This is a genomic window from Crenobacter cavernae, assembly GCF_003355495.1.
Taxonomy (GTDB): Bacteria; Pseudomonadota; Gammaproteobacteria; order Burkholderiales; family Chromobacteriaceae; genus Crenobacter; species Crenobacter cavernae.
Genome location: NZ_CP031337.1, coordinates 423,706 through 447,561, shown reverse-complemented (window position 1 = coordinate 447,561; position 23,856 = coordinate 423,706). Strand labels below are relative to the sequence as shown.

Annotated in this window: 27 protein-coding genes; 18 read left to right on the top strand and 9 right to left on the bottom strand. The window is 66.6% G+C overall.

Annotated features, from left to right (window positions below; all coding sequences use genetic code 11):
- Positions 1 to 31: 31 nt before the first annotated feature.
- The 4 genes from DWG20_RS02075 to purM form a co-directional block, all read right to left on the bottom strand.
- On the bottom strand, positions 32 to 1,288 hold the full coding sequence (locus DWG20_RS02075; protein WP_115432196.1) for an RsmB/NOP family class I SAM-dependent RNA methyltransferase: 1,257 nt from the start codon (positions 1,286 to 1,288) through the stop codon (positions 32 to 34).
- Positions 1,285 to 2,358 (bottom strand): DUF3108 domain-containing protein, encoded by a 1,074-nt coding sequence (locus DWG20_RS02070; protein WP_115432195.1) that lies wholly within the window; start codon positions 2,356 to 2,358, stop codon positions 1,285 to 1,287. Before DWG20_RS02070 ends, DWG20_RS02075 begins: the two co-directional genes overlap by 4 nt.
- Positions 2,359 to 2,366: 8 nt before the next feature.
- Positions 2,367 to 3,002: a phosphoribosylglycinamide formyltransferase gene (gene purN / locus DWG20_RS02065; protein WP_115432194.1), complete on the bottom strand. Its 636-nt coding sequence runs from the start codon at positions 3,000 to 3,002 to the stop codon at positions 2,367 to 2,369.
- Positions 3,003 to 3,116: 114 nt separating this feature from the next.
- Positions 3,117 to 4,154, bottom strand: a complete 1,038-nt coding sequence (gene purM / locus DWG20_RS02060) for a phosphoribosylformylglycinamidine cyclo-ligase (RefSeq protein ID WP_115432193.1) — start codon at positions 4,152 to 4,154, stop codon at positions 3,117 to 3,119.
- Between the two features lie 247 nt (positions 4,155 to 4,401).
- Between purM and hda the strand changes: the two genes are divergently transcribed.
- Genes hda through DWG20_RS02035 form a run of 5 tightly spaced genes read left to right on the top strand, consistent with a single transcriptional unit; the run spans position 4,402 to position 7,280 of the window.
- A complete protein-coding gene (hda, locus tag DWG20_RS02055) occupies positions 4,402 to 5,076 on the top strand; it encodes a DnaA regulatory inactivator Hda (RefSeq protein ID WP_115432192.1) in 675 nt (224 codons plus the stop codon).
- Positions 5,073 to 5,741: a histidinol-phosphatase gene (locus DWG20_RS02050; RefSeq protein ID WP_115432191.1), complete on the top strand. Its 669-nt coding sequence runs from the start codon at positions 5,073 to 5,075 to the stop codon at positions 5,739 to 5,741. The genes hda and DWG20_RS02050 overlap by 4 nt, the downstream gene beginning before the upstream one ends.
- Before the next feature lie 8 nt (positions 5,742 to 5,749).
- The gene (locus tag DWG20_RS02045; RefSeq protein WP_245944755.1) at positions 5,750 to 5,932 is read left to right on the top strand and encodes a hypothetical protein; all 183 of its coding nucleotides are present in this window, start codon (positions 5,750 to 5,752) and stop codon (positions 5,930 to 5,932) included.
- Positions 5,929 to 6,858 (top strand): Nudix family hydrolase, encoded by a 930-nt coding sequence (locus DWG20_RS02040; protein WP_181880953.1) that lies wholly within the window; start codon positions 5,929 to 5,931, stop codon positions 6,856 to 6,858. Before DWG20_RS02045 ends, DWG20_RS02040 begins: the two co-directional genes overlap by 4 nt.
- Positions 6,855 to 7,280 carry a hypothetical protein gene (locus tag DWG20_RS02035; protein WP_115432189.1) on the top strand — a complete coding sequence of 142 codons (426 nt, stop codon included), beginning with the start codon at positions 6,855 to 6,857 and terminating at the stop codon, positions 7,278 to 7,280. Before DWG20_RS02040 ends, DWG20_RS02035 begins: the two co-directional genes overlap by 4 nt.
- 81 nt (positions 7,281 to 7,361) lie before the next feature.
- Here the strand turns inward: DWG20_RS02035 and ubiA are convergent, their stop codons facing one another.
- Positions 7,362 to 8,240 (bottom strand): 4-hydroxybenzoate octaprenyltransferase, encoded by an 879-nt coding sequence (ubiA, locus tag DWG20_RS02030; protein ID WP_115432188.1) that lies wholly within the window; start codon positions 8,238 to 8,240, stop codon positions 7,362 to 7,364.
- Positions 8,237 to 8,779 carry a chorismate--pyruvate lyase family protein gene (locus DWG20_RS02025; RefSeq protein WP_245944754.1) on the bottom strand — a complete coding sequence of 181 codons (543 nt, stop codon included), beginning with the start codon at positions 8,777 to 8,779 and terminating at the stop codon, positions 8,237 to 8,239. The genes ubiA and DWG20_RS02025 overlap by 4 nt, the downstream gene beginning before the upstream one ends.
- A 73-nt stretch (positions 8,780 to 8,852) precedes the next feature.
- On the opposite strand from DWG20_RS02025, the gene DWG20_RS02020 reads away from it, so the two are divergent.
- The 3 genes from DWG20_RS02020 (at position 8,853) to DWG20_RS02010 (ending at position 10,446) form a co-directional block, all read left to right on the top strand.
- Positions 8,853 to 9,203, top strand: coding sequence for a CidA/LrgA family protein (locus DWG20_RS02020; RefSeq protein WP_115432186.1), 351 nt, complete (start codon positions 8,853 to 8,855; stop codon positions 9,201 to 9,203).
- Positions 9,200 to 9,916 carry an LrgB family protein gene (locus DWG20_RS02015; protein WP_115432185.1) on the top strand — a complete coding sequence of 239 codons (717 nt, stop codon included), beginning with the start codon at positions 9,200 to 9,202 and terminating at the stop codon, positions 9,914 to 9,916. The genes DWG20_RS02020 and DWG20_RS02015 overlap by 4 nt, the downstream gene beginning before the upstream one ends.
- A gap of 62 nt (positions 9,917 to 9,978) precedes the next feature.
- On the top strand, positions 9,979 to 10,446 hold the full coding sequence (locus tag DWG20_RS02010; RefSeq protein WP_245944753.1) for a SixA phosphatase family protein: 468 nt from the start codon (positions 9,979 to 9,981) through the stop codon (positions 10,444 to 10,446).
- A 230-nt stretch (positions 10,447 to 10,676) separates the two neighbouring features.
- On the opposite strand, the gene queF is transcribed toward DWG20_RS02010, so the two are convergent.
- Positions 10,677 to 11,513, bottom strand: coding sequence for an NADPH-dependent 7-cyano-7-deazaguanine reductase QueF (gene queF / locus DWG20_RS02005; RefSeq protein WP_115432183.1), 837 nt, complete (start codon positions 11,511 to 11,513; stop codon positions 10,677 to 10,679).
- Between the two features lie 65 nt (positions 11,514 to 11,578).
- Complete coding sequence (gene murJ / locus DWG20_RS02000; RefSeq protein WP_115432182.1) at positions 11,579 to 13,114, bottom strand: murein biosynthesis integral membrane protein MurJ; 1,536 nt, start codon at positions 13,112 to 13,114, stop codon at positions 11,579 to 11,581.
- A 123-nt stretch (positions 13,115 to 13,237) separates the two neighbouring features.
- Between murJ and rpsT the strand changes: the two genes are divergently transcribed.
- From rpsT to DWG20_RS01970, 6 genes are all read left to right on the top strand, one after another.
- Complete coding sequence (rpsT, locus tag DWG20_RS01995; RefSeq protein ID WP_115432181.1) at positions 13,238 to 13,504, top strand: 30S ribosomal protein S20; 267 nt, start codon at positions 13,238 to 13,240, stop codon at positions 13,502 to 13,504.
- 144 nt (positions 13,505 to 13,648) lie between these two features.
- A complete protein-coding gene (locus DWG20_RS01990) occupies positions 13,649 to 14,749 on the top strand; it encodes a phospholipase A (RefSeq protein WP_115432180.1) in 1,101 nt (366 codons plus the stop codon).
- A gap of 359 nt (positions 14,750 to 15,108) precedes the next feature.
- Positions 15,109 to 15,369, top strand: a complete 261-nt coding sequence (locus tag DWG20_RS01985) for an FmdB family zinc ribbon protein (RefSeq protein WP_115432179.1) — start codon at positions 15,109 to 15,111, stop codon at positions 15,367 to 15,369.
- A gap of 1 nt (position 15,370) precedes the next feature.
- Positions 15,371 to 16,021, top strand: coding sequence for a DUF502 domain-containing protein (locus DWG20_RS01980; RefSeq protein ID WP_115432178.1), 651 nt, complete (start codon positions 15,371 to 15,373; stop codon positions 16,019 to 16,021).
- A 10-nt stretch (positions 16,022 to 16,031) separates the two neighbouring features.
- Positions 16,032 to 17,846, top strand: coding sequence for an aspartate--tRNA ligase (gene aspS, locus DWG20_RS01975; RefSeq protein WP_115432177.1), 1,815 nt, complete (start codon positions 16,032 to 16,034; stop codon positions 17,844 to 17,846).
- A 267-nt stretch (positions 17,847 to 18,113) separates the two neighbouring features.
- Positions 18,114 to 18,731: a peroxiredoxin gene (locus DWG20_RS01970; RefSeq protein ID WP_115432176.1), complete on the top strand. Its 618-nt coding sequence runs from the start codon at positions 18,114 to 18,116 to the stop codon at positions 18,729 to 18,731.
- Positions 18,732 to 18,822: 91 nt separating this feature from the next.
- Here the strand turns inward: DWG20_RS01970 and DWG20_RS01965 are convergent, their stop codons facing one another.
- Positions 18,823 to 19,425, bottom strand: coding sequence for an arylesterase (locus DWG20_RS01965; RefSeq protein ID WP_181880952.1), 603 nt, complete (start codon positions 19,423 to 19,425; stop codon positions 18,823 to 18,825).
- Here DWG20_RS01965 and DWG20_RS01960 point away from each other — a divergent pair.
- The 4 genes from DWG20_RS01960 to DWG20_RS01945 all read left to right on the top strand — a co-directional run bounded on the left by DWG20_RS01960 (position 19,424) and on the right by DWG20_RS01945 (position 23,767).
- Positions 19,424 to 20,119 carry an ABC transporter ATP-binding protein gene (locus tag DWG20_RS01960; protein WP_115432175.1) on the top strand — a complete coding sequence of 232 codons (696 nt, stop codon included), beginning with the start codon at positions 19,424 to 19,426 and terminating at the stop codon, positions 20,117 to 20,119. The two genes, DWG20_RS01965 and DWG20_RS01960, sit on opposite strands and share 2 nt — an antisense overlap.
- A complete protein-coding gene (locus DWG20_RS01955) occupies positions 20,116 to 22,611 on the top strand; it encodes an ABC transporter permease (protein WP_115432174.1) in 2,496 nt (831 codons plus the stop codon). Before DWG20_RS01960 ends, DWG20_RS01955 begins: the two co-directional genes overlap by 4 nt.
- A gap of 289 nt (positions 22,612 to 22,900) precedes the next feature.
- Positions 22,901 to 23,335, top strand: coding sequence for a CsgE family curli-type amyloid fiber assembly protein (locus tag DWG20_RS01950; protein WP_115432173.1), 435 nt, complete (start codon positions 22,901 to 22,903; stop codon positions 23,333 to 23,335).
- Between the two features lie 15 nt (positions 23,336 to 23,350).
- A complete protein-coding gene (locus tag DWG20_RS01945; protein WP_220271996.1) occupies positions 23,351 to 23,767 on the top strand; it encodes a curli assembly protein CsgF in 417 nt (138 codons plus the stop codon).
- The last annotated feature ends 89 nt before the right edge of the window (positions 23,768 to 23,856 follow it).

Here is a 23,856-nt window from a genome sequence, read left to right as displayed (position 1 = left end):
GTCAAATGCCGGCGCGAGCCCCGGCCGTGTCTCAGGCCTTGCGCGTCAGCGCCGCGGCGAAGAAGCCGTCGGTGTTGTGCTTGTGCGGCGCCATCTCGAGGAAGTTGCCGGTGTCGAGCGCGATCTTGTGCTCGGCCAACAGCGTGTTCATCGGCACGAGTTCGAACTCCGGGTGCGCGTCGAGGAAGGCGTTCACCACGGCGCGGTTCTCCTGCGGCAACACGCTGCACGTCGCGTAGACGAGGCGGCCGCCGACCTTCACCAGCCGCGCGGCGCTCTCGAGGATGCTCGCCTGCATCGCGCTCAGGCGGTCGACGCTGGCCGGGCTCTGGCGGAATTTGAGGTCGGGGTTGCGGCGCAGGGTGCCCAGGCCCGAACACGGCGCGTCGACCAGCACGCGGTCGACCTTGCCGGCCAAGCGCTTGATGCGCGCGTCGTTCTCGTGCGCGATCAGCTGCGGATGCACGTTGGACAGCCCCGAGCGCGCGAGGCGCGGCTTGAGGTTGGCGAGGCGTTTTTCCGACACGTCGAACGCGTACAGGCGGCCGGTGCTCGCCATTTGCGCGCCGAGCAGCAGCGTCTTGCCGCCGGCGCCGGCGCAGAAGTCGACCACCATCTCGCCGCGGCGCGCGCCGATGATCAGGCCCAGCAGCTGGCTGCCTTCGTCCTGAATCTCGAACGCGCCCTCGAGGAACAGCGGGTGGCGGTTCAGCGCCGGTTTGCCCTTCATGCGGATGCCGATCGGCGAGAACGGCGTCGGCTCGGCTTCGAAGCCGCCGGCGCGCAGGCTCTCGAGCACCGCGTCGCGCTTCATCTTCAGCGTGTTCACGCGCAGGTCGAGCGGCGCCGATTCCATCAGGCCCTTCGCGAGCGCGCGGATGTCGTCTTCATTGTCGGTGCCGAGGCGCTCGATCACCCACGCCGGCAGTTCGGTCTGGCCGGCGAGGTCGAGTTCGGGCGCCTTGCCCTTCAGTTCGGCGATCCAGGCGAGTTCGGCCTTGCTCAGGTCGGCGTCTTCGAGCTCGCGCAGGTTCATGCCGCGCACGCGCACCAGCGTGGCGAGCGCGAGCTTGCGCGACGTCGGGTGAGGCGCGCACAGCGCGCTCATCATCGCGTGGCGGCGCAGGCAGGCGAAGGCGGTCTCGGCGATCAGGTGGCGGTCCTGCGCGCCGAGCTTGGTGTTCTCGCGAAAATAGGCGGAGAGGACGGCGTCGGCCGGGCGATCGAACGCGGTCATCCGCGTGATCACTTCGACCAGATGTTTCAATTGCGGGGCTTTGAGGCTCATGGGTCTTGTCTGTCGTTCCTAGACGGCAGGTCCCAGACGGACTTGCCGTTGATGTCGATTCGCGTGGCGTGCTGCTCGATGGTTTTCTTCTTGTCGATGCGCACGATCTTCACCGGCAGGTTGTTGAAGTCGGGCGCCAGCCAGAATTCGGTCAGCTCGCCTTCATTTTGGCTTCTGACCACCAGCACCGGGATGCCGTTCTCGTCCGGGTAGTGCGCCTGGCCGGCGAGCCTGAGCGGGTAGCGGTACACCTTGCGGCCGTTGGTGATCTGCAAGGTGTCGCCCAAGTCGGCGCCGCCGGTGATCGCCAGCTGCCAGGATAGGCTGACGAAGTCCTGCGCGCCGGGCTGCAGCTCGGTGTTTTCTCTGTCTTTGTCGCGGTCGCCGAAGTCGAGCTTGCCGTTCTGCCAGTCAAAGGCCGCGCTTTCCCGCTCGGCGTCGTCGCGCCAGGCCTGGTAGCGCTCGGGCACCAGGCCGTGCTGGCCGATCAGGCCTTCGGAGCGGTAGTGCAGTTTGGGGCCGATCATCGCGCTCGCGTACGCGTCGAGCTGGTAACGGCCGGCTTCGCGCTGCCAACGGACTTCGCCGCTGCCGGCCGACAGTCTGCCCCAATACAGCCGATAACGCACGGTGATTTGCTGCGGGAAGCGCCCGGCCGCCGCGCTCGGCGCGCCGAAATCGGGCGCCGTTTGGGCGGTTTCGGCGGTTGGAGAGGAGGCGGGGGCCGACGTGAGGACTTCGCCGCTGCTCGCCGGGGCGTCGACGGTCTGGCTGGCCGGTGCCGACGCTTTGCGGGCGACGTCGTCGGCCGGGGCGGACGCGTCGTGTCTAGGTTTTTTAGGCTTCGCCGGCTTGAGCCGGGCGGGCGCGGCTGTGTCGCTCTGGACTTCTGCCGGCGCGGCTTCGGGCGTGTCGATCCGTTGCGCTGCGAGCTTCGCCGTGATCGGCTCGAGCTTTTCGGGCGGCGTCGGCATCACGATGGCAGGCAGCCAGTCTGCGCCGCCGAGCAGCAGCGCATGCACGACGAAGGAGGCGATCAGCGCGGGAGCGAACAGGCGAAGACGGCGCATGGCGCGGATCAGTCCTCCTTGATCAAGAGGCGCTCGGCGACGGCTACGGCTTCAAGGTTGGCCGAGCCGTCGGCGGCGATGCGGATGCGGCCGTCGGCGAACCACGACACGACGCGCGGGTAGAGAACGTGTTCGAGCGTCAGCACGCGAGCGGCCAAGGTGTTCTCGGTATCGCCGGGCAGCACGCGCACCACGCCCTGCGCGAGCGTCGGGCCATGGTCGAGTTCGGCGGTCACCAGGTGCACGGTGCAGCCGGCGATCAGGCAGCCTTCGTTGATCGCGCGCTGGTGCGTGTGCAGCCCGGGGAAGGCCGGCAAGAGCGACGGGTGGATGTTGATCAGCCTTCCCGAATAGTGCGCGGTGAAGCCGGGGGTCAGGATGCGCATGAAGCCGGCGAGCACCACGAGATGGGGTTCGTAGCGGTCGATGGTTTGGGCGAGCGCGGCGTCGAACGCTTCGCGCGTGTCGAAACCCTTGTGGTCGAGCACGGCGGTTTCGACGCCGCGCTCCTTCGCCCACGCGAGGCCGGCCGCGTCGGGCCGGTTGCTGACGACCGCGGCGATGCGCGCGCCCGGGATCCGGGCGTCGACGATGGCCTGCATATTGGAGCCGCGGCCGGAAATCAGGATGACGATGTTTTTCATGATCGATGCTGGCGGTGCGTGGTGCGGGTCGACACGGGGTCTTCCCACGCCTTATAAACGAAAAGCGCTGCCGCCGCGAGGGCTGACAGCGCAATGAGGGGGCGAAGACGCGCTTTAAGCGACTTGCGTCTGGTGCTCTTCGCCGTCGCGGGCGCGGATCGCGCCAAGCCGGTAGACGGTTTCGCCGGCGGCGGCAAGCTGTTGGGTCGCGGCTTCTGCGTGCTCGGCGGCGACGATCACCACCATGCCGACGCCGCAGTTGAAGGTGCGCACCATCTCGGCGAACTCGACGTTGCCGGCGTCCTGCAGCCACTGGAACAGCTTCGGGAAGGTCCACGCCGACTTGTCGATCTGCGCGACGACGTTGTCTGGCAGCACGCGCGGCACGTTCTCGGTGATGCCGCCGCCGGTGATGTGCGCCATGCCCTTGACCGGCAGCGCAGCCATCAGCGCCAACAGCGGCTTGACGTAGATGCGCGTCGGCGCGATCACCGCTTCGCGCAGCGTCTTGTCGCCGTCGAACGGCGCGTCGAGGTCGGGTTTTGCGAGGTCGATGACCTTGCGCACCAGCGAGTAGCCGTTAGAGTGCGCGCCGTTGGACGCCAGACCGAGCACCACGTCGCCCGGGGCGATGTCGCGGCCGGTGATGACCTGCGACTTCTCGACCACGCCGACCGCGAAGCCGGCCAGGTCGTATTCGCCGACCGGGTACATGCCCGGCATCTCGGCGGTCTCGCCGCCGATCAGCGCGCAGCCGGCCTGCTCGCAGCCTTGGGCGATGCCCTTGATCACCTCGGTCGCCTGCGGGACGTTAAGCTTGCCGCACGCGAAGTAGTCGAGGAAGAACAGCGGTTCGGCGCCCTGCACCAGGATGTCGTTGACGCTCATCGCGACGAGGTCGATGCCGACGGTGTCGTGGCGGTTCCAGTCGAAGGCGAGTTTCAGCTTGGTGCCGACGCCGTCGGTGCCGGAGACGAGCACCGGCTCCTGGTACTTCTTGCTGATTTCCACCAGCGCGCCGAAGCCGCCGAGGCCGCCGAGGACTTCCGGGCGCATCGTGCGTTTGGCGAACGGTTTGATGTTTTCAACGAGCGCGTCGCCCGCGTCGATATCGACGCCGGCATCGCGGTAACTGAGGGTTTGCGTGCTCAAGGTGGACTCCGCAAAGAGCGATCGGGGGTTGAAACGCGCGGCGACGGCATGATCGTGTTCCAGACCGTCACCCCAGGGGGCGGGGGAAAGGCGCGGGTGCCGTCGCCAAGTGCCTGTATTTTAATAAACCCTGGTTTTCCCGCGTAGCCGGGAAACCCCGCGTGCGGCGTCCCCTTGCGGTTTCGCCGATTGCCCCTTGCGCGTAGAATAGCGGGCTTGACAGAAGCCTGCATCGCCCGCCGCACGGATGGATCAACTCGTTCTCAACCTCAGCCCCGAACCCTTGCCCGCTTTCGACAGCTTCGTCGCCGAGCGCAACCGCGAGGTGGTGACCGCCCTCATCGATCCGGAAGCCGAGCGCTTCCTCTACCTGTGGGGCGAGCCGGGCAGCGGCAAGACCCACCTGTTGCACGCGTGGATCGCGCACGCCGAAGCGCTGGGACGCGCGTCGATCTATCTCGACGCGCGCCAGGAGCGCCTGCCCGAGTTCGCGCGCGAAGCCAGCTACATCGCCGTCGACCACGTCGACGACCTGCACCCGGACGACCAGATCACCTTGTTCTCGATCTACAACTCGCTGAAGGAAGCCGGCGAGGGGCGCCTGTTGATGGCCGGCCGCCAGCCGCCGATGATGCTCGCGCTGCGCGACGACCTGCGCACCCGCGTCGGCTGGGGGCTGGTGTTCGAGGTGAAGCCGCTGTCCGACGACGACAAGCTCGCCGCGCTCGCGCGCCACGCCGAGACCCGCCAGCTGGCGATCCCCGAAGACGTGTTCCGCTACCTGCTTACCCACTGGCGGCGCGACCTGGCGAGCCTGGTCGACATGATCGACCTCTTGGACCGCTACTCGCTCGCGCTCAGGCGCCCGATCACCGTGCCGCTGGTGAAGAACATCCTGCAAACTACCTCGAGTCCCTCATGAACCTCGCGCTTTTCGACCTCGACAACACCCTGATCGCCGGCGATTCCGACGTGGAATGGCCGCGTTTCCTGATCAAGCAAGGCCTCTTGGACGCCGACGTCTACCACGCGCGCAACGACGCGTTCTACGAGCAGTACAAGGCCGGCACGCTCGACATCCACGAATTCCTCGAATTCGCGCTGACGCCCTTGGCGCGCTTCGACCGCCCGCGTCTCGATTCGCTGCATGCGCAGTACATGGAAGAGCACATCAGGCCGATCATCCCGCAAAAGGCGCGCGACCTGTTGGCCGCGCACGAGGCGCAGGGCGACCTCGTGATGATCATCACCGCGACCAACCGCTTCGTCACCGGCCCGATCGCGCGCGAACTCGGCGTCGAGCACCTGATCGCGGTAGAGCTCGAAGAAGACGGGAACGGCAACTACACCGGCAAGCCGCGCGGCGTGCCGAGCTTTCAGAGCGGCAAGATCACGCGCCTCGAGCAATGGTTGGCCGAGCGCGGCGAGAGCCTCGACAGCTACGACAAGGTGTTCTTCTACAGCGACTCGCGCAACGACCTGCCGCTGCTGGAAAAGGCGACCGACCCGGTCGCGGTCGACCCGGACGACGTGCTGCGCGCGACCGCCATCGAGCGCGGCTGGCCGGTGATCACGCTGCGCGATTGAGGACGACGATGGATAGACTCGAATCGTTCCTCGCGCGCGCCGAAAGCTTGCTCGCGAGGCTAGAGCCTTTGCTGCCGCCGGCACTGCCCGATCCCGACTGGCAGGCGCACGCCTTCCGCTGGCGCCGCCAGGGGCTGGCCGGCTGGCTCGGGGCGGTGCGCCGCCCGCTGATCCCCGGGTGCGAAGCATGAGCAAGATCGTCGACGTGGTCGCCGGCACACTGATAGCAGCCGACGGGCGGTTCCTCTTGGGCAGCCGTCCGGAAGGCAAGCCCTACGCCGGCTACTGGGAATTCCCCGGCGGCAAGATCGAGCCGGGCGAGACGCCGTTCGAGGCATTGCGTCGCGAGTTCCACGAGGAGCTCGGCATCGACGTGAAGGCGGCGACGCCGTGGCTGACCAAGGTCCACGTCTACGAGCACGCGACCGTGCGGCTGCGCTTTTACCGCGTGTGGAACTGGACGGGCGAGTTCGAGATGCGTGAGGGGCAGACAATCGCGTGGCAGGTGCCGGGCGAATTGACCGTCGGCCCGATGCTGCCGGCGAACGGGGCTATCCTGAAGGCGCTCGAATTGCCGGCGGTGCTGGCGATCACCTGCGCGCACGAAATCGGTGAAGAAGTCATTCTCGCAAGGTTGGCCGAGGCACCTCCCGCGGCGGTGCTGGTGCGCGAACCGGGCTATCAGATGGAGGAACTCGCGCGCTTCGTGCGTGAGGTGTCGGCGCGCGTGCGCCCGGCCGGCGGCAAGGTGTTCGCAAACGCCGATCCGGCGTGGCTCGAAGGTCTGCCTATAGACGGCGTGCACCTGAGCGAGGCGCGGCTGATGGCGATGGATGCCCGCCCCGATTTCGAATGGGTCGGCGCGTCGGTGCACGGAAGGGAAGCGAAGGAAAAGGCCGAAGCGCTCGGCGCCGATTACCTGCTGCTCGGTCACGTGAAGCCGACGCCGACGCACCCGGATAGCGCGCCGCTAGGCTGGGATGGCTTCGAATGCCGGCTCGCCGAAGGCTGCCCGCTGCCGGTGTACGCGCTCGGTGGCCTGAGCTCGGCCGACCTCGCCGACGCCTACGCGCACGGCGCGCAGGGCGTCGCGCTGATGCGGGGGGCGTGGCGATGACGCGCTCGCAACTGAAATGGGGCGCGGTCGGTCTCGCGCTGATCGCCGTCGCGGCGATCAAGTTCACGCTGATCAGTTGGTACTGGAACCAGAACGGCAAGCCTGTAGAAGCCGAGCCGCTAAACTGCGTGCCGCAGCAGGGCTGCGAGCTGCCGGGAGGCGGGCGGCTGCTGTTCACGCGCCCGCCGCGCCAGGACGCGCCGTTCGAGATCCGCGTCGACGGCGTGTCGGGCGACGCGCCGAACGCCGAGTTCACCATGCCGGTGATGGACATGGGCTTCAACCGTTACCGCTTCGTGCCCGAAGGCGACGGCTGGCGCGCGACGGTGATGCTGCCGGTGTGCGCGACCGGCGAACGCGACTGGTTGATGGCGCTCGAGGTCGAAGGCAAGCGCTACACGGTGCCGTTCAAGATGCAGTGAGTCCGGCACGAGGGCGTGAAAAAGGCTCGGCCAACCCCTAAAGGTTGGCCGAGCCTTTTAAGGCCACGCCGATCCGGCCGATCAGGCCAAGAGATAGCTCAAGGCGAGGCCGGCGAAGATCGCGAAGCCTGCGCGGTTGTTGTCGAGGAAGACCTTGAAGCAGCGCGCGCGGTCGCGGCTGGCGATTCCCGGGTATTGCGACAGCACCAGGCCGGCCGCGACGGCGAGGCCGGCATAGTACGGCCAGGAAAGAGCCGCGAGCTGGCCGACGACGCCCATCAGCGCGAGAAACGCCGCCTGGCAGGCCATCACCGCGGCGACGTCGTAATCGCCGAAGGTGATCGCCGACGTCTTGATGCCGATCTTCAGGTCGTCCGGCTTGTCGACCATCGCGTAGCAGGTGTCGTAGGCGACGGTCCAGAAGGCGCTGGCGGCGAGCATCAGCCACGCGACGCCGGGGACCGTATTCTGGACCGCCGCGAACGCCATCGGGATGCCGAACGCGAACGCGATGCCGAGGTAGGCCTGCGGGATCGGGAAGAAGCGCTTGGTGAACGGGTAGCTGCCGGCGAGGAAGGCCGCCGGCAGGCTCAACCACAAGGTGAGCGCGTTTAGCGGCAGGATCAGGAGCAGCGAGGCCAGGGTCAGCGAAGCGGCGAGGGTCAGCGCTTCCTTCTTCGTCACCACGCCGCGCGCGAACGGGCGGTGCTTCGTGCGCTCGACCGCGCCGTCGAAGTTCCGGTCGGCGTAGTCGTTGATGACGCAGCCGGCCGAGCGCATCAGGAAGGTGCCGGCGGTGAAGATGAAGAACAGCGGCCAGCCCGGCCAGCCGTCGGCGGCCATCCACAGCCCCCACCAGGTCGGCCACAAGAGGAGCAGCGTGCCGATCGGCTTGTCGATGCGCATCAGCTGCGCGTAGACGGCGAAGCGCTCTTTCGGGTCGAAGGCGGTGGCGTTCATCGCAGGAAGTCGGCCAGCGTCGGCAGGAAGGCTTCGCACAAGAGCAGCGTCTCGCCGCGCATCGTAAAGCGCGAGCGGCGCGCGGCGTACTGCGGTGCAACGTGGCGTGCCTTATCGCCGATGCGCGCGATGCCCGGGTAGAGCGGGTGGCGCTCGTCGATCTCGGCGTAAGACAGCGGCGCGCGCGTCAGTTCGGGCAGCTCGCCGAACAGCGTGAAGCCGAGCGAGCGGTTGCCGCGCGTCAGCACGCTCTTCCACACCGGACAGCCGAGGCGGGCGACGCTGCGCGCGACCACCACCGGCACGTCGTCGAGCGTCAGCACGACCTCGCGTACGGTGCCGATGCTGCCGCGCGGCAAGCTCAGCGCGCCGCTTTCCTCGTCGAACAGCACCGCCTTGCCCTGGAAACGGACGACGACGTCGAAGCGGTGGCCGGTGGCGATCAGCCGCTCGGTCAGCGAGCCGGACTCGGTCAGGCACGGCAGCACGGCGGCGGGGACGGCAGGGGGCGCGTCGCCCCATAGGTTTGGCGCATTCATGGCGCGCATTATGCCAAAGCCGCGCAAGGCTGTCCCCCGGCTTTGCCCTAACATTAACGATTAAGAAAACATCATGTTGGAAACGCTCATCTGGCTGATCGGCTACTACCTGGCAGGCGAATTCCTGGCGCGCACTTTCGCGATTCCGCTGCCCGGTTCGGTGCTCGGCATGCTGCTCTTGTTCGTCACGCTGTGCATACGGCGCAACATCCCCGACACCTTCCGCGACCACGTGCCGCCGTTGATGCAGCACCTGTCCTTGCTGTTCATCCCGTCCGGCGTCGGCGCGGTGCTGTTGTCGGCCAGGCTGGCCGAGCATGCGTTTTCGCTTGCGGCGGTGCTGGCCTTGTCGACGCTGATCCCGCTGATCGCGTGCGCTTGGCTGCTGAAGAGGCTGTTGGGACTGTCTGAGGAGGCGAAATGAACCTCGCCGCCGGTTGGGTTTACCTCAAATCGTCGCCCTTGTTCGGCCTGTTGCTGACGCTCGGCGCCTACCGGCTGTCGCTCGCGATCAACCGCCGCGCGAATGGCAACCCGCTGCTGCACAGCGTGTTCGTCGGCGTGGCGCTGATCGTCGCGGTGCTGGTGTTCTCCGAGGTCGACTACGCCGACTACATGCGCGGCGCGCAGTTCATCTACTGGCTGTTGGGGCCGGCCACCGTCGCGATGGCGGTGCCGCTCTACTTCAACCTGCCGCGGCTCAAGCGCGCGCTCTTGCCGCTGACCTTGACGCTGCTCGCAGGCTCGGCTCTCGGCGTGATCAGCGCGGCCGGGCTCGGCCAGCTGTTCGGCCTGCCGCGTGAGCTGATCCTGTCGCTCGCGCCGCGCTCGGTGACGACGCCGTTCGCGATCAGCCTGTCGGAACAGATCGGCGGCGTGCCCGAGTTCTCGACCGCCTTCGTGCTGATCTCGGGCGTGTTCGGCGCGGTGATTGTCAAGCCGCTGTTCGACCGATTGGGTTATTCGCACGACTGGCTGCTCGGCTTTCCGACCGGCCTCGCCGCGCACGGCGTCGGCACCGCGCGCGCGTTCCAGCTGTCCGAGCGCGCCGGCGCCTTCGCCGGCCTCGCGATGGGGCTGAATGGCGTGATGACCGCGGTGATCCTGCCGGTGCTGCTGCACTGGATGGGCGTGTGACGGTCTGACATGCTAACGACACGCCGTCGCGCTAGATTGGCGGCTTACCCCAAAAGGAGTTGATGATGGACCTGATCCTGTGGCGCCATGCCGAGGCCGAAGACGGCAGCGACGACCTCGCGCGCGCGCTGACCCGCAAGGGCCAGCAACAGGCGAGCGCGATGGCCGCCTGGCTGCGTCCGCACCTGCCGAACAACTACCGGCTGCTGGTGTCCGAGGCGCGCCGCTCGCGCCAGACCGGCGCGGTACTCGGCAAGCACGCCGAGGTGGTCCCGGCGATCAACCCCGGCGCGAGCGCGGCCGAGGTGCTGTCGGCGATAGGCTGGCCGGATGCGACCGGCACGCTGGTGCTGGTCGGCCACCAGCCGTATATCGGGCAGGTCGCGTCGCTGCTGCTGGCCGACGCAGAGCAGGACTGGAGCGTGAAGAAGGGCGCGGTGTGGTGGATACAGAATCGCGAGCGTAACGGCGGCGAAGAGAGCGTGCTGAAGGTGATGATGACGCCGGGGATGGTGGGGGACGCGGAGTAAAGGGTTGGCCGAGCCTGCCGCCGGACGGTCCCGCCATGGCTCGGTGACCTTGTCGCATTAAAAAAAGCTCGGCCAACCTTCTTCAGGTTGGCCGAGTTTTTTTCATGCCAATAAAAACCACCCTAACGCCGACAGCCCCGGCAAGCTCGCGAAGCACATCTCCCTCGCCGTCGCGAGAAAACCACCCAGAGACGCCAGCCAGGGGACTTTTTGCTATTCGCCGGGCGGGCTCACTGCCGCGCGGTGCGCACGTTGTCGGGCACCGCCGCGCCGCTGTTGGTGCGGAACGGGTTGATGTCGAGGCCGCCGCGGCGCGTGTAGCGCGCGAACACGGTGAGTTCGGTCGCGCCGCATTCGCGCGAGATGTCCATGAAGATGCGCTCGACGCACTGCTCGTGGAACTCGTTGTGCCGGCGGAAGCCGATCAGGTAGCGCAGCAGGCTCTCGCGGTCGATCTTCGGGCCGGTGTAGGCGATCTGCACGCCGCCCCAGTCGGGCTGGCCGGTGACGAGGCAGTTGGATTTGAGCAATTCGGAGCGCAGCGTCTCGGTCACCACGTTGGCCGGGTCCGCCTTCAGCCGCGAAGGGTCGGGCGTGTAGGCGTCGACCTCGATGTCGAGCTCGTCGATGCTCTCGCCTTCCAGTTCCTGCATGCGCTGCGCGGAAAATTCGCTCGGCAGCGCGATGCGCGCGGTGACCGGCGCGCCGGTCGCGGCGGACAGGTCTTTTTCCAGCAGTTCTTCCAGCGCTTCTGCGGAGTCGAGCTTGGTCTGGTTGAAGCTGTTCAGGTACAGCTTGAACGACTTCGATTCGACCAGGTTGGCCGAGGTCGCCGGGATCAGGAAGGTGACGATCGCCACCTGCGGCTTGCCCTTGGGATTCAGCCACGACAGCTCGTAGCCGGTCCACACGTCGACGCCGGAGAACGGCAGCGCGGCCTCGTCGACGCCGATCTCCTCGCGCTTGCCGTGACGCGCGATCGGGAACAGCAGGCTGGCGTCGTAGGTGTCTTGGTAGGAGACGGTCTTGCCGAGCGGCGACAATTCCGGCGTGGTCGGGCGGGTCATGCGGTTTCCTTCGGATAAAGCGAGAATGCGGCCATTTTAGCAGTTAACGTTGGCCGAGCTCGCTATCAATGCTCGCGGCGCACGAAGTCGCGCGGCCTAAAGCCGAGCGCGACGAGCGTGCCGAAGTAGGCGATCACGCCGGCGCCGATCAGCGCCGACAGCTGCGCGACGCGCATCCACGCGTGCGCGTGCCAGTCGAGCGGCAGCGTCGCCGACAGCGCGACGAGCACCGCGCCCATCACGGCGAGCGCCGCCACCAGCTTGGCGAAGAATGCTTTCCAGCCCGACTGCGGCTGGTAGATGCGGTGGCGCAGCAAGAGCCGCCACAACAAGAGCGCGTTCAGGCAGGCGCCCAGGCCGATCGCCAGCGCGAGGCCGGCGTGCTTCAGGTGCCAGACGAAGGCGAGGTTCATCAGCTGCGTCGCGATCAGCGTGACGATGGCGACCTTGACCGGCGTCTTGATGTTCTGGCGCGCGTAGAAGCCCGGCGCCAGCACCTTGACGACGATCAGGCCGGTCAGGCCGACGGCGTAGGCGATCAGCGCGCGCTCGGTCATCACCGCGTCGAGCGGCGAAAACTTGCCGTACATGAACAGCGTCGCGATCAGCGGCTCGGCCAGCAGCGCGAGGCCGAGCGCCGCCGGCAGCGCCAGCATCAGCGACAGCCTGAGGCCCCAGTCGAGCAGCTTGGAGAACTCGCCGACGTCGGCGGTCGCCGCGTGCTTGGACAGCGATGGCAAGAGGATGGTGCCGAGCGCGACGCCGAGCACGCCGGTCGGGAATTCCATCAACCTATCCGCGTAGTACATCCACGACACGCTGCCCGACGCGAGGAAGGACGCGAAGATGGTGTTGATCACCAGCGAGATCTGCGCGATCGACACGCCGAAGATCGCCGGGCCCATCTGTTTGATCACGCGCCACACCGCCGCGTCGCGGAGGTTGATCCGCGGCCAGCTCAGCATGCCGATCTTCTTCAGGTAGGGCAGCTGGAACAGGAGCTGCGCGACGCCGCCGATGAAGACCGCCCAGCCGAGCACCAGCACCGGCGGGTCGAAGTAGGGCGCGAAGAACAGCGCGCAGACGATGAAGGAGAGGTTGAGGAGGGTCGGCGTGAACGCGGGAATCGAGAACTGGCGCCAAGTGTTCAGCACGCTGCCGGCCAGCGACGACAGCGAGATGAACAGGATATAAGGGAAGGTGATGCGCAACAGGTCTACCGTCAGCGCGAACTTGTCCGCCTCTTTGGCAAAGCCCGGCGCCGAGATCCAGATCACCCACGCGGCGGCGATCATGCCGAGCACGGTGACCGCGGCGAGCGCCAGCGTCAGCGTGCCGGCGACGTGGGCGAGAAAGTCGCGCGTCTCGTCGTCGGTCTTCTTCTGCTTGTATTCGGCCAGCACCGGCACGAAGGCCTGCGAGAACGCGCCTTCGGCGAAGATGCGGCGCAACAGGTTGGGCAGTTTGAAGGCGACGAAGAAGGCGTCGGTCGCGAAGCCCGCGCCGAACACCCGGGCGATGAGGGCGTCGCGCACGAAACCGAGCACGCGCGACACCAGGGTCATGCTACTGACGGCGGCCAGGGCCTTGAGCAGATTCATGAGGCAAGAGCTTGATGGAAAAAGGCAAAGGCGGGAGTGTACGCGCCCGGGATAGTTGTTGCAAAACCTCTCCTTAAGCCTTAGAATCGCCGGTTTCAGAATCCGCTCATCAGGAGATTTTCCATGGCAAACAGCGCACAAGCTCGCAAGCGTGCACGCCAGGCTCTCAAGCAGCGCGCGCAAAACGCCAGTCTGCGTACTGCGTTCCGTACCGCAGTGAAGAAAGTGATTAAAGCCGTCGAAGCCGGCGACAAAGCCGCCGCCCAGGCCGTTTTCCAGGCGTCGACCAAAGTGCTGGACAGCATCGCCGACAAGGGCGTGTTCCACAAGAACAAGGCCGCTCGTCACAAGAGCCGCCTGTCGGCCCAGGTCAAGGCCATGGCTGCCTGATTTAGGCACGCGCCAAAGAATACCGAGGGCTCCGCATCGCGCGGGGCCCTTTGTATTTGCGGCGCAACATTCGTTAAAACAGTCGTTTTGTTACGCGAGAGATGATGGTCGACAATGGCGGGATCGCCATTTTTCCGCCACGCCATGCGCAGCAGTCTCTTCCTCGTCCTTCTTCCCTTCGCCATCGCCTTGCCCGCACGAGCCGTGTCGCTGACCGACGCGCTCGCCGGCTGTCGCGCGCTCTACGACGGCAACGCGCGGCTCAAGTGCTACGACGGCCTTGGCGTGCCGGGCGTTGCATCGGCGGTCAGCGACGGCGCGGTGACCGTGTCATCCCTTGCCGCGTTGGCCGAGCTTGTGCCGGCGCCTGTTGAACCGCAAGAAGTCACGCCGCGGCCTTCCGAAGTGATCGCCGACACCGTGAAGCCGCCGCCGTCGGCGCTATCGCACCAGTGGGACCTCGACGACGACGACGCGCGAGGCACCTTCGTGCTGCGCGCCTACCGGCCGACCTACGTGCTGCCGGTCTGGTACAACGCCCGGCCGAACGGCACGCCGGAGACGCCGACGCAGGACACCGCGACCATCTTCGGCGACGAATTGAAGAACACCGAGGCCAAGCTGCAGATCTCGCTGAAGACCAAGGTCTGGCAGAACGTGCTCGGCACGCCGGTCGACCTGTGGTTCGGCTACACGCAGCAGTCGCACTGGCAGGTCTACAACAAGCAATGGTCGGCGCCTTTTCGAGAGACCGACTACGAACCCGAGGCGATCGCGACCTTGCCGGTCGACGCAAAGTTGCCGCTGGGCTGGCGCTGGCGGCTCGCCGGCCTCGGCCTCGTCCACCAGTCGAACGGCCAGACCGACCCCGAGTCGCGCAGCTGGAACCGCGTGTACGCGATGGCGGGGCTCGAAAACGGCCCGGTGAACGTCGTCGGCCGCGTGTGGTACCGGCTGCCCGAGTCGGCCGTCCGCGACAACAACCCGGACATCGTCGACTACATGGGCCACGGCGACTTGTCCGTTTACTATCAGAGGGCGCGCCACACGCTCGGCGCCACGGCGCGTTACAACCCGGGGAGCGGCAAGGGCGCGCTGCAGCTGGACTGGACCTTCCCGGTCGCCGGCCGGCTGAAGGGCTATCTGCAGGCGTTCGACGGCTACGGCGAGAGCCTGCTCGACTACAACCACCACAACCGCGGGATCGGCGTCGGGCTGATGCTGAACGACTGGATGGAGCATTAGTCAGTAAAGCTCGGCCAAGCTTTGGGGCTTGGCCGAGCTGTGCCGATGTCCGGCTTCAGCCCAAGAGGGACCGTGTCTCGGCGGGCCTCTCTCTCGTCGGTGGGGATCACGTGGATATCGGCGCTGCTGTCGGCCGGGGCGATGCACGGGGGCCGAGCAAAAGCCCGAGCTGCAGGGGCCGGCAAAACGCCCGCGCCGCATGCCGCCGTCGACGAATCGCGCCGCCCTTTTTCGCCGGGCGGTCAGTCGGATATAATCGCGCGTTTGGGCGGTCTTGCTTTTTACGCGCTCCGCCACGATGTTTGCCTGGCCGGGGGCTTTTGCCTGCGGCCGACTCTAAGCGCACGAGGACTCGAACCATGCCGATCTACGAATACCAATGCCCCGCCTGCGGCGTGCGCAAAGAGCACCTGCAGAAGATGAGCGACGCAGCGCTCGCCGCCTGCCCCGAGTGCGGCAGCGCCGACTACCAGAAGCTGGTGTCGGCCGCCGGCTTCCAGCTGAAAGGCTCGGGCTGGTACGCGACCGACTTCAAGGGCGGCTCGAGCGCGTCGTCGTCTTCCACCAGCAACGCGGGCGGCGGTCATAGCTGCGGATCGGGACCTTGTGGCCACTCCTGAAATGAAGCATATCAAGATGACCCTCAAGGGTTATCTGGTCACCGGCCTGTTGATCTGGCTGCCGGTGGCGGTGACGCTGTGGGTCCTCAACCTGATCGTCGGCTCGCTCGACCAGACGCTGAACCTGCTGCCCGACGCCTGGCGTCCCGAACGGCTGTTCGGCTTCGCGATCCCGGGCCTGGGCGTCTTGCTCGCGGTGCTGATCCTGCTGGGCACCGGCATGCTGGCCGCCAACGTGCTCGGCCAACGTCTGATCGACTTCTGGGACGCGCTCTTGTCGCGCATCCCGGTGGTCAAGTCGATCTACAGCAGCGTCAAGCAGGTGAGCGACACCCTGTTGTCCGATTCGGGCCAGGCCTTCCGCAAGGCGCTGCTGGTGCGCTTCCCGCACCAGGACGCGTGGACCGTCGCTTTCCAGACCGGCGCGCCGGCGTCGCAGGTGAGCGAACACCTGGACGGCGACGAATTCGTCAGCGTCTACGTGCCGACCACGCCGAACCCGACGTCGGGCTACTTCGTCATGGTGAAGAAGGCCGACACGCGCGAACTCGACATGAGCGTCGACGAAGCGCTCAAATACGTCATCTCCATGGGCGTGGTGGCGCCGTCGCCCAAGTCTGGCATCATCACCCCAACCCTTTCCCGAGATTGAAGCAAAGATTATGCGAACCGATTACAGCGGACTCATCGACAAGAAATACCTCGGCCAGACCGTGACCGTGAAGGGCTGGGTGCACCGTCGCCGCGACCACGGCGGCGTGATCTTCATCGACCTCAGGGACCGCGAAGGCCTGGTGCAGGTGGTGTTCGACCCGGACGTGCCGGCCGCCTTCGCCACCGCCGACGCCTGCCGCGGCGAGTTCGTCGTGTCGATCACCGGCCTCGTGCGTGAGCGCCCGCAGGGCACCGTCAACGCCCACCTGGTGTCGGGCGAGGTCGAGATCCTCGGCAAGGAGATCGAGATCCTCAACGCCGCGATCACCCCGCCGTTCCAGATCGACGACGAGAACCTGTCGGAAAACGTCCGCCTGACCCACCGCGTGATCGACCTGCGTCGCCCGGCGATGCAGAAGAACCTGCGCATGCGCTACCGCGTCGCGATGGGCGTGCGCCAGTACCTCGACAAGCAGGGCTTCATCGACATCGAAACGCCGATGCTGACCCGATCGACCCCGGAAGGCGCGCGCGACTACCTGGTGCCGAGCCGCGTGCACCCGGGCGAATTCTTCGCGCTGCCGCAAAGCCCTCAGCTGTTCAAGCAGCTGTTGATGGTGGCCGGCTTCGACCGCTACTACCAGATCACCAAGTGCTTCCGTGACGAAGACCTGCGCGCCGACCGCCAGCCGGAATTCACGCAGATCGACCTGGAAACCTCGTTCCTGAACGAGGACCAGATCATGGACATCACCGAGGGCATGGCGCGCGAGATCTTCCGCGACGTGATGGACGTCGAACTCGGCGACTTCCCGCGCATGGCGTACAACGACGCGATGTTCTACTACGGCTCGGACAAGCCGGACCTGCGCGTCAGCCTCAAGTTCACCGAACTGACCGATCTGATGAAGACCGAGGAATTCAAGGTCTTCCGCGGCGCCGCCGACATGGCGAACGGTCGCGTCGTCGCCCTCAGGGTGCCGGGCGGCGCCGCGTTCAGCCGCAAGGAGATCGACGAGTACACCCAGTTCGTCGGCATCTACGGCGCGAAGGGCCTCGCCTACATCAAGGTCAACGACAAGACGAAACTCAGCAACGATGAGAACAGCGGCCTGCAGTCGCCGATCGTGAAGTTCCTGTCGGTTGCCGCGCTGAACGAAATCATCGCGCGCACCGAGGCCCAGGACGGCGACATCATCTTCTTCGGCGCCGACAAGGCCAAGGTCGTCAACGAGGCGCTCGGCGCGCTGCGCATCAAGATCGGCCACGAGAAGGGCGAAGCCGGTGGCTACTTCAAGCGCGAATGGCGCCCGCTGTGGGTGGTCGACTTCCCGATGTTCGAGCACGACGAGGAAGCCGACCGCTGGACCGCGTGCCACCACCCGTTCACGTCGCCGAAGCCGGGTCACGAGGACCTGATGGAAACCGATCCGGCCAGCTGCATGGCGCGCGCCTACGACATGGTGCTCAACGGCTGGGAAATCGGCGGCGGTTCGGTGCGTATCCACCGCGCCGACGTACAGGAAAAGGTGTTCGCCGCGCTGAAGATCTCGCCGGAAGAACAGCAGAACAAGTTCGGCTTCCTGCTCGAAAACCTGAAGTTCGGCGCGCCGCCGCACGGCGGTCTGGCGTTCGGTCTCGACCGCCTGGTGACGCTGATGGCCGGCGCCGAGTCGATCCGCGACGTGATCGCCTTCCCGAAGACCCAGCGCGCGCAGTGTCTGTTGACCAACGCGCCGAACGCGGTCGACGAGAAGCAGCTGCGCGAACTGAACCTGCGCCTGCACCAGAAAATGGCGCAGGCTAAGAGTTCAGGCGTGTGATTTTTTGAAAAGCTTGGCCGAGCTTTAGGCTCACAGAAAACGGGCGGAATCTTCCGCCCGTTTTGCTGTTAAAGGGGCGCGCCGCGCTTGAAATGCCCGCTGCCACCCCCATAGTTCAAGGCTAGCGTGGTTGCGCATAGCCGGTTTCAATCGCGACGATATGGATTTCCAATTGGTCGCCCGGCCGCGTGCTGATTTATAACCACCCCGTTTTCTGTTGGCCGATTTTCCGGCCACTTCTTTACCCGGTTCTTCAAGGAGATCTCCATGGCCGTACTCGTTGGCAAGCAAGCTCCGTTCTTCGGCTGCGCCGAAAAAACCTTCGCCGCCGTGAAGGGCAACGGCGAAATCGTCGAGAACTTCAACTTCAAGCAAGAGACCGAAGGCAAGTACGCCGTCGTGTTCTTCTACCCGCTGGACTTCACCTTCGTGTGCCCGTCCGAGCTGATCGCCTTCGACCATCGCGTCGAAGAGTTCAAGAAGCGCAACGTCGAAGTGATCGGCGTGTCGATCGACAGCCACTTCACCCACAACGCGTGGCGTAACACGCCGGTCGACAAGGGCGGTATCGGCCAGGTCGGCTACACGCTGGTCGCCGACCTGCAGCACGAACTGGTCAAGGCCTTCGACGTCGAGTCCGCAGACGGCGTCGCCTTCCGCGGCACCTTCCTGATCGACAAGGCCGGCGTCGTGCGCAACCAGGTGGTGAACGACCTGCCGCTGGGCCGCGACATCGACGAAACGCTGCGCATCGTCGACGCGCTGCAGTTCTTCGAAGAAAACGGCGAAGTGTGCCCGGCCGGCTGGAACAAGGGCAAAAAAGGCATGAGCGCGTCGCCGGAAGGCGTGGCCGCCTATCTGGCCGAGAACGCCGGTCAGCTGTAATCAGCGTCCTGCCGCAAGAAAAACCCCGCGAAGCCTCGCGGGGTTTTTTCATGGCCGTCGACGGCCAAGCTTGCAGCCAAGGTGCCGCGCCTCAGCGCAGCAGCGGTCGCAACGTCTTGAGTACCGTGTCGCGCATGACAGGCTGCGCGCCGGCGTTCGGGTGGATGCCGTCGCCCTGGAAGCGCGCGCGGTCGGTGGCGAAGCCGGCGAACAGCAAGGGCACGAACGGCAGTTTCTCGCGGCGCGCCAGCGCCGCGTAGCTGCCCCGGAACTTGGCGGTGTATTGCGGGCCATAGTTGGGGGGCAGCGCCATGCCGACCAGCACCGGTTTCGCACCGGCGTGGCGGGCCAGCCCGACCATCTTGGCCAGGTTATCCTGCATCGCATCGATAGGCAGGCCGCGCAGGCCGTCGTTGGCGCCCAGTTCGATCACCACCACGTCGGGTTTGTGCTTCTTGAGCGCGTCGGGCAGTCTTGTCAGGCCGCCCGCGGTGGTCTCGCCGGACAGGCTGGCGTTGACGATACGGTGCTTCGTCCCCAATTCTGTCTGCATGAGCGCGACCCAGCCTTGTCCCGGCGACAGGCCGTAGCCGGCCGACAGGCTGTCGCCGAACACCATCACAGTGGCGGCGGCGGCGGGCAGGGCGGTCAAGGCCAGCACGACCAGATTCAGCCAGCGATACAGGAAACGCATGTCCCATCCCCTCGAAGAAACGTCCATTCTGTCGGCGCGCGGGCTCGCCAAGCAAGTGCATCTGAACGGCGAGGCGCTAACCATCCTTAAGAGCGCCAGCCTGACGCTGGCCGACGGCGAGAGTGTCGCCATCGTCGGCGCGTCCGGTAGCGGCAAGTCGACGCTGCTGTCGCTCTTGGCCGGGCTCGACCATCCGACCGGCGGCGAGGTGTGGATGTTCGGCCTAGCCTTGTCGAGTCTTTCCGAGGACGCGCGCGCTCTGCTGCGCCGCGACCGGGTCGGCTTCGTGTTCCAGAACTTCCAGCTGATGCCGCAGCTGACCGCGTTCGAGAACGTGTTGTTGCCGCTCGAGATCGCCGGCAGGCCGGACGCAGCCGACGCGGCGCTCGCGATGATGGAGCGCGTCGGGCTCGGCCAACGTCTGCGCCATTATCCCAAACACCTGTCCGGCGGCGAGCAGCAGCGCGTCGCGCTGGCGCGCGCCTTCGTGATCGCGCCGAAACTGCTGTTCGCCGACGAGCCGACCGGCAACCTCGATGCGGCGACCGGCCGCCAGATCATCGACCTGCTGTTCCAGCTCAACGCCGAGGAGCGAACCGCGCTGGTGCTCGTCACGCATGACACCGAGCTCGCGAGCCGCTGCGACGCGATCTACCGGCTCGTCGACGGCCGCCTCGTCGGGGCGCGCGCATGAGCGCGTTCAGCCGCTTCCTGCTGTCGCTGCGCATGGCGCGGCGCGAACTGATCGCCGGCGAGCTGACGGTGCTCGCGCTCGCGCTGTTCGTCGCGGTGACGGCGATGGCGAGCGTCGCCTTCTTTTCCGACCGCATCGAGCGCGCGCTGACGCGCCAGGCGACGCAGCTATTGGCCGCCGACCTGGTGCTGAACGCCGACACGCCGTGGGCCGCCGGCTTCCGCGCCGGCGCCAAGGCGCGCGGCCTCGCCGTCGCCGAGTCGGCGACCTTCCCGTCGATGGTGCTCGCGGGAGACAGCGCGACGCTCGCCACGCTGAAGGCGGTGAGCGACGGCTACCCGCTGCGCGGCGAGCTTGCGGTGAGACAAGGAGGCGCCGTGAAGCGCGCCGCCGCGCCCAAGTCCGGCAACGCGTGGCTCGACGCGCGGCTACTGCTCAAGCTCAATCTGAAACCGGGCGACGCCGTCGTCGTCGGCAACAAGACGCTGACCGTCGCCGGCGAGCTGCTGCGCGAGCCCGACGCCGCGCTCGACCTCTACAATTTCGTGCCGCGGCTGATGCTGAACCGCGCCGACCTCGCCGCGACCGGCCTCGTCCAGGAGGGCAGCCGCATCCGCTGGCGGCTGATGGTCGCAGGCAGCCCGGCCGCGGTCGCCGACTTCCGCAAGGCCGTGGCGGCGCAACTGCCCGCCGGCGCGCGCGTCGAGAACGTCGAGGAAGCGCGCCCCGAGATCAAGGCGGCGCTCGAGCGCGCGAGGCGTTTCCTGGGCCTGACCGCGATGCTGACGGTGGCCTTGAGCGCCGCCGCGGTCGCGCTCGCGGTGCGAAGGTATCTTGCGCGCCACTGGCAGGCGGTGGCGGTGCTGCGCTGCCTCGGGCTGACTTCGCGCGAGGTCGGCGGCCTGTTCACCGTGCTGTTCTTCGTGCTCGCGCTCGTCGCGGGCTTGCTCGGCACCGCCGCCGGCTTCGGCGCGCAGGCTCTGCTGGTGAAGTTGGCCGAGGGTTGGCTCGGCGGGGCCCCGCCGGCGCCGGGCCCTCTGCCGTGGGCGATGGGGCCGGCCGCCGCGCTGCTGCTGCTCGGCGGGCTCGCGCTGCCGCCGTTGATGACGGTGCGCCGCGTACCGGCCGTGGCGGTGCTGCGCGTCGAACTGCCCGCGCGGCGGCCCGAGTGGCTCGCGCCGCTCGCGGCGATCTTTGTTCTTTTGGCGCTGACGGCCTACCTGGTCGGCGACGCGCTGGCGGCGCTGTGGTTGCTGGCGGCGCTCGCGGCCTTTCTCGCCGCGGTCGGCGTCGTCGCCCTGGGGTCGGTGCTGGCGCTCAGGCGGCTGCCGCTCGTCGCACCGCGCGGGGGGCGGCTCGGCTGGCGCTACGGGGTCGCCAACCTTGCGCGCCGGCCGTGGCTGGCGGTGATCCAGGTCGTCGCGCTGTCGGTCGGCCTGATGGCGCTGTTGACGCTGACCGTGGTGCGCGCCGATCTGATCGGCGCATGGCGCGCGAGCGTGCCCGTCGACGCGCCGAACAAGTTCGTCATCAACATCCAGCCCGAGCAGCGCGAGACCGTCGCGGACCTGTTCGCGCTCGATGGTCGCAAGGCGCCCGAGCTGTCGCCGATGGTGCGCGCGCGGCTGGTCACGATCAACGGCAAGGCGGTGCGGCCGGCGTCGTACGGCGACGAGCGCGCGCGAAGGTTGGCCGAGCGCGAATTCAACCTGTCGTGGCGCGACAGCCTGCCCGACGGCAACCGCGTCAGCGCCGGCCGCTTCTGGGATGCTGACGGCGCGAAGCCGCAGTTCTCGGTCGAGAAGGGCATCGCCGAGACACTCGGCATCCGGCTCGGCGACGCGATCGCCTTCGACATCGCCGGCAGCGTGTACAAGGCGCGCGTGACCAGTCTGCGCGAGGTGCCGTGGGACAGCTTCCGCGTGAACTTCTTCGTGCTCGCGCCGCCCGACTGGTTCTCGCGCCAGCCGGCGAGCTATATCACCAGTTTCAGGCTGCCGCCCGAGGACGAGGCCTTCGCCAACCGCATGGTCGAGAGGCTGCCGAACCTGACGGTGATCGACGTCGGCGTCATCCTTGACGAGGTGCGCGGCGTGGTCGACAGGCTCGCGCAGGCGGTCGAGGCGATGTTCATGCTGGCGCTCGCCGCCGGCATCCTGGTGCTGTGGGCGGCGCTGGCGGCGACGCGCGACGAGCGGCTATTCGACGTCGCGCTCTTACGCGCGCTCGGCGCGTCGCGCCGCCAGTTGAGGAGCGTCTTGTTGGCCGAGCTCGCGTGCCTCGGCGGTCTGGCTGGCCTGTTGGCGGGCCTCGGCGCGGCGGCGGTTGGCAGCGTCGCGGCGGTGCGGCTCTTCAACCTGCCGTTCTTCGCCAACCCGTGGCTGCCGCTGTTGGGGTGGGCACTCGGCACACTGGTCGTCGCGCTGGCCGGCTGGCCGCTGTTGAGAAAAGTGGCGCGCACCGCGCCGATGACGGTCTTGAGGAGGGAATAAAACGATCTCCGTCGCGCATCGCTTGCCGCCCGGTTCCTGAGTTGGGGCGTAGCTCGCCATAGCCTTCCTTCTGTTACACAACAAAACGCCGCGAAAGCTCCTCGCGGCGTTTTTGCGGGCCGCCTAGGGTTAGCCCTAGGTCAGTTGTTGTAAAAATGACAATCTATAAAAATATCGTCCCCTTCTTAAACAACAACTTATTGATATGTTGTTGGTATATTTCAAATCAGATGCGCCGCCAGTTTAAAAGTTCCCTTATAAAAGCGCCTAACGCGTCAGGAGGATAGGCATGTCTTTGCGTCTGTTCCTGGGACTAGGGCTAATTGGCAGCGCCAGCCTGCTTGGCAGCACAGCGGTGAAGGCGAGTGAACTGGAGTCCGACCGCCGCCTGTCACCGCCCCGCGAAGTGACGGGAATTGTGACTGCGCAAATGGTGACGGTGCTCGGCAAAGCCTTCTACGACAGCTTTGCCGGCGTTTGGGCGGAAAAAGACGAGAACGGGCGCTTTATGTTGTTCGTGTCCGAGCGGCCAAGCGCCCGATGGGGCGGCCAGGTGTCCATCCACTACGGCAGCAAGCTGGTGTTTCAAGCCTTCCTGCCGCCGAACCGCTCTCAGACCGCCGTGCTGGCGCAGCAAGCCGCCGAAGAAGCGTTTTCCGCCGTCATCCAGACCCAAGTGGACCAAGTATTTGGCGATGCCGATTTGGCGCGCGACGAATTTTAGGAAGGGAAGGTTGCTGTGCTGCGTTACGGATTCCAAATCACGGTGTTGATGGCGTTGCTGGCCGGGCCTCTCCAGGCGAGCGAGCTGATTTATACGCCGATCAATCCGTCATTCGGCGGCAACCCGCTCAACGGCACGCTGCTGCTGAATGCAGCGCAAGCGCAGAACCACTACAAAGAGCCCACGCCGGCGATGTCGCAGCAGGATGCGCTGAAGCAGTTCAACACGTCTTTGCAGAGCGCGATCTTGAGCCGAGTGGCCAGCGCCTTGTCGTCCAACGTGGTGAGCTCCACCGGGCAATTGATCCCGGGCACCGTCGAGACCACCGATTTTCGCATCAGCATCGTCTCCCAAGGGAACGGGGTGCTGCAGATCACGACCACCGATAAAGCGACCGGCCAGTCCACCCAATTCCTGGTGAACCAGCCTTAACAAAGGCGCCAGCTCCAGCGAGTTGGCCACGCAACGATTCTAGTAGGGCAGGACGTGCCGGCCTGCGCCGGCTTGCGGTTTGACCGAGA

Excerpts from the sequence above, each read along its gene's own strand:
- DWG20_RS02075 (WP_115432196.1), bottom strand. The coding sequence starts at position 1,288 with ATGAGCCTCAAAGCCCCGCAATTGAAACATCTGGTCGAAGTGATCACG.
- DWG20_RS02070 (WP_115432195.1), bottom strand. The coding sequence starts at position 2,358 with ATGCGCCGTCTTCGCCTGTTCGCTCCCGCGCTGATCGCCTCCTTCGTC.
- purN (WP_115432194.1), bottom strand. The coding sequence starts at position 3,002 with ATGAAAAACATCGTCATCCTGATTTCCGGCCGCGGCTCCAATATGCAG.
- hda (WP_115432192.1), top strand. The coding sequence starts at position 4,402 with ATGGATCAACTCGTTCTCAACCTCAGCCCCGAACCCTTGCCCGCTTTC.
- DWG20_RS02050 (WP_115432191.1), top strand. The coding sequence starts at position 5,073 with ATGAACCTCGCGCTTTTCGACCTCGACAACACCCTGATCGCCGGCGAT.
- DWG20_RS02045 (WP_245944755.1), top strand. The coding sequence starts at position 5,750 with ATGGATAGACTCGAATCGTTCCTCGCGCGCGCCGAAAGCTTGCTCGCG.
- DWG20_RS02040 (WP_181880953.1), top strand. The coding sequence starts at position 5,929 with ATGAGCAAGATCGTCGACGTGGTCGCCGGCACACTGATAGCAGCCGAC.
- DWG20_RS02035 (WP_115432189.1), top strand. The coding sequence starts at position 6,855 with ATGACGCGCTCGCAACTGAAATGGGGCGCGGTCGGTCTCGCGCTGATC.
- ubiA (WP_115432188.1), bottom strand. The coding sequence starts at position 8,240 with ATGAACGCCACCGCCTTCGACCCGAAAGAGCGCTTCGCCGTCTACGCG.
- DWG20_RS02025 (WP_245944754.1), bottom strand. The coding sequence starts at position 8,779 with ATGAATGCGCCAAACCTATGGGGCGACGCGCCCCCTGCCGTCCCCGCC.
- DWG20_RS02020 (WP_115432186.1), top strand. The coding sequence starts at position 8,853 with ATGTTGGAAACGCTCATCTGGCTGATCGGCTACTACCTGGCAGGCGAA.
- DWG20_RS02015 (WP_115432185.1), top strand. The coding sequence starts at position 9,200 with ATGAACCTCGCCGCCGGTTGGGTTTACCTCAAATCGTCGCCCTTGTTC.
- DWG20_RS02010 (WP_245944753.1), top strand. The coding sequence starts at position 9,979 with ATGATGGACCTGATCCTGTGGCGCCATGCCGAGGCCGAAGACGGCAGC.
- queF (WP_115432183.1), bottom strand. The coding sequence starts at position 11,513 with ATGACCCGCCCGACCACGCCGGAATTGTCGCCGCTCGGCAAGACCGTC.
- murJ (WP_115432182.1), bottom strand. The coding sequence starts at position 13,114 with ATGAATCTGCTCAAGGCCCTGGCCGCCGTCAGTAGCATGACCCTGGTG.
- rpsT (WP_115432181.1), top strand. The coding sequence starts at position 13,238 with ATGGCAAACAGCGCACAAGCTCGCAAGCGTGCACGCCAGGCTCTCAAG.
- DWG20_RS01990 (WP_115432180.1), top strand. The coding sequence starts at position 13,649 with ATGCGCAGCAGTCTCTTCCTCGTCCTTCTTCCCTTCGCCATCGCCTTG.
- DWG20_RS01985 (WP_115432179.1), top strand. The coding sequence starts at position 15,109 with ATGCCGATCTACGAATACCAATGCCCCGCCTGCGGCGTGCGCAAAGAG.
- DWG20_RS01980 (WP_115432178.1), top strand. The coding sequence starts at position 15,371 with ATGAAGCATATCAAGATGACCCTCAAGGGTTATCTGGTCACCGGCCTG.
- aspS (WP_115432177.1), top strand. The coding sequence starts at position 16,032 with ATGCGAACCGATTACAGCGGACTCATCGACAAGAAATACCTCGGCCAG.
- DWG20_RS01970 (WP_115432176.1), top strand. The coding sequence starts at position 18,114 with ATGGCCGTACTCGTTGGCAAGCAAGCTCCGTTCTTCGGCTGCGCCGAA.
- DWG20_RS01960 (WP_115432175.1), top strand. The coding sequence starts at position 19,424 with ATGTCCCATCCCCTCGAAGAAACGTCCATTCTGTCGGCGCGCGGGCTC.
- DWG20_RS01965 (WP_181880952.1), bottom strand. The coding sequence starts at position 19,425 with ATGCGTTTCCTGTATCGCTGGCTGAATCTGGTCGTGCTGGCCTTGACC.
- DWG20_RS01955 (WP_115432174.1), top strand. The coding sequence starts at position 20,116 with ATGAGCGCGTTCAGCCGCTTCCTGCTGTCGCTGCGCATGGCGCGGCGC.
- DWG20_RS01950 (WP_115432173.1), top strand. The coding sequence starts at position 22,901 with ATGTCTTTGCGTCTGTTCCTGGGACTAGGGCTAATTGGCAGCGCCAGC.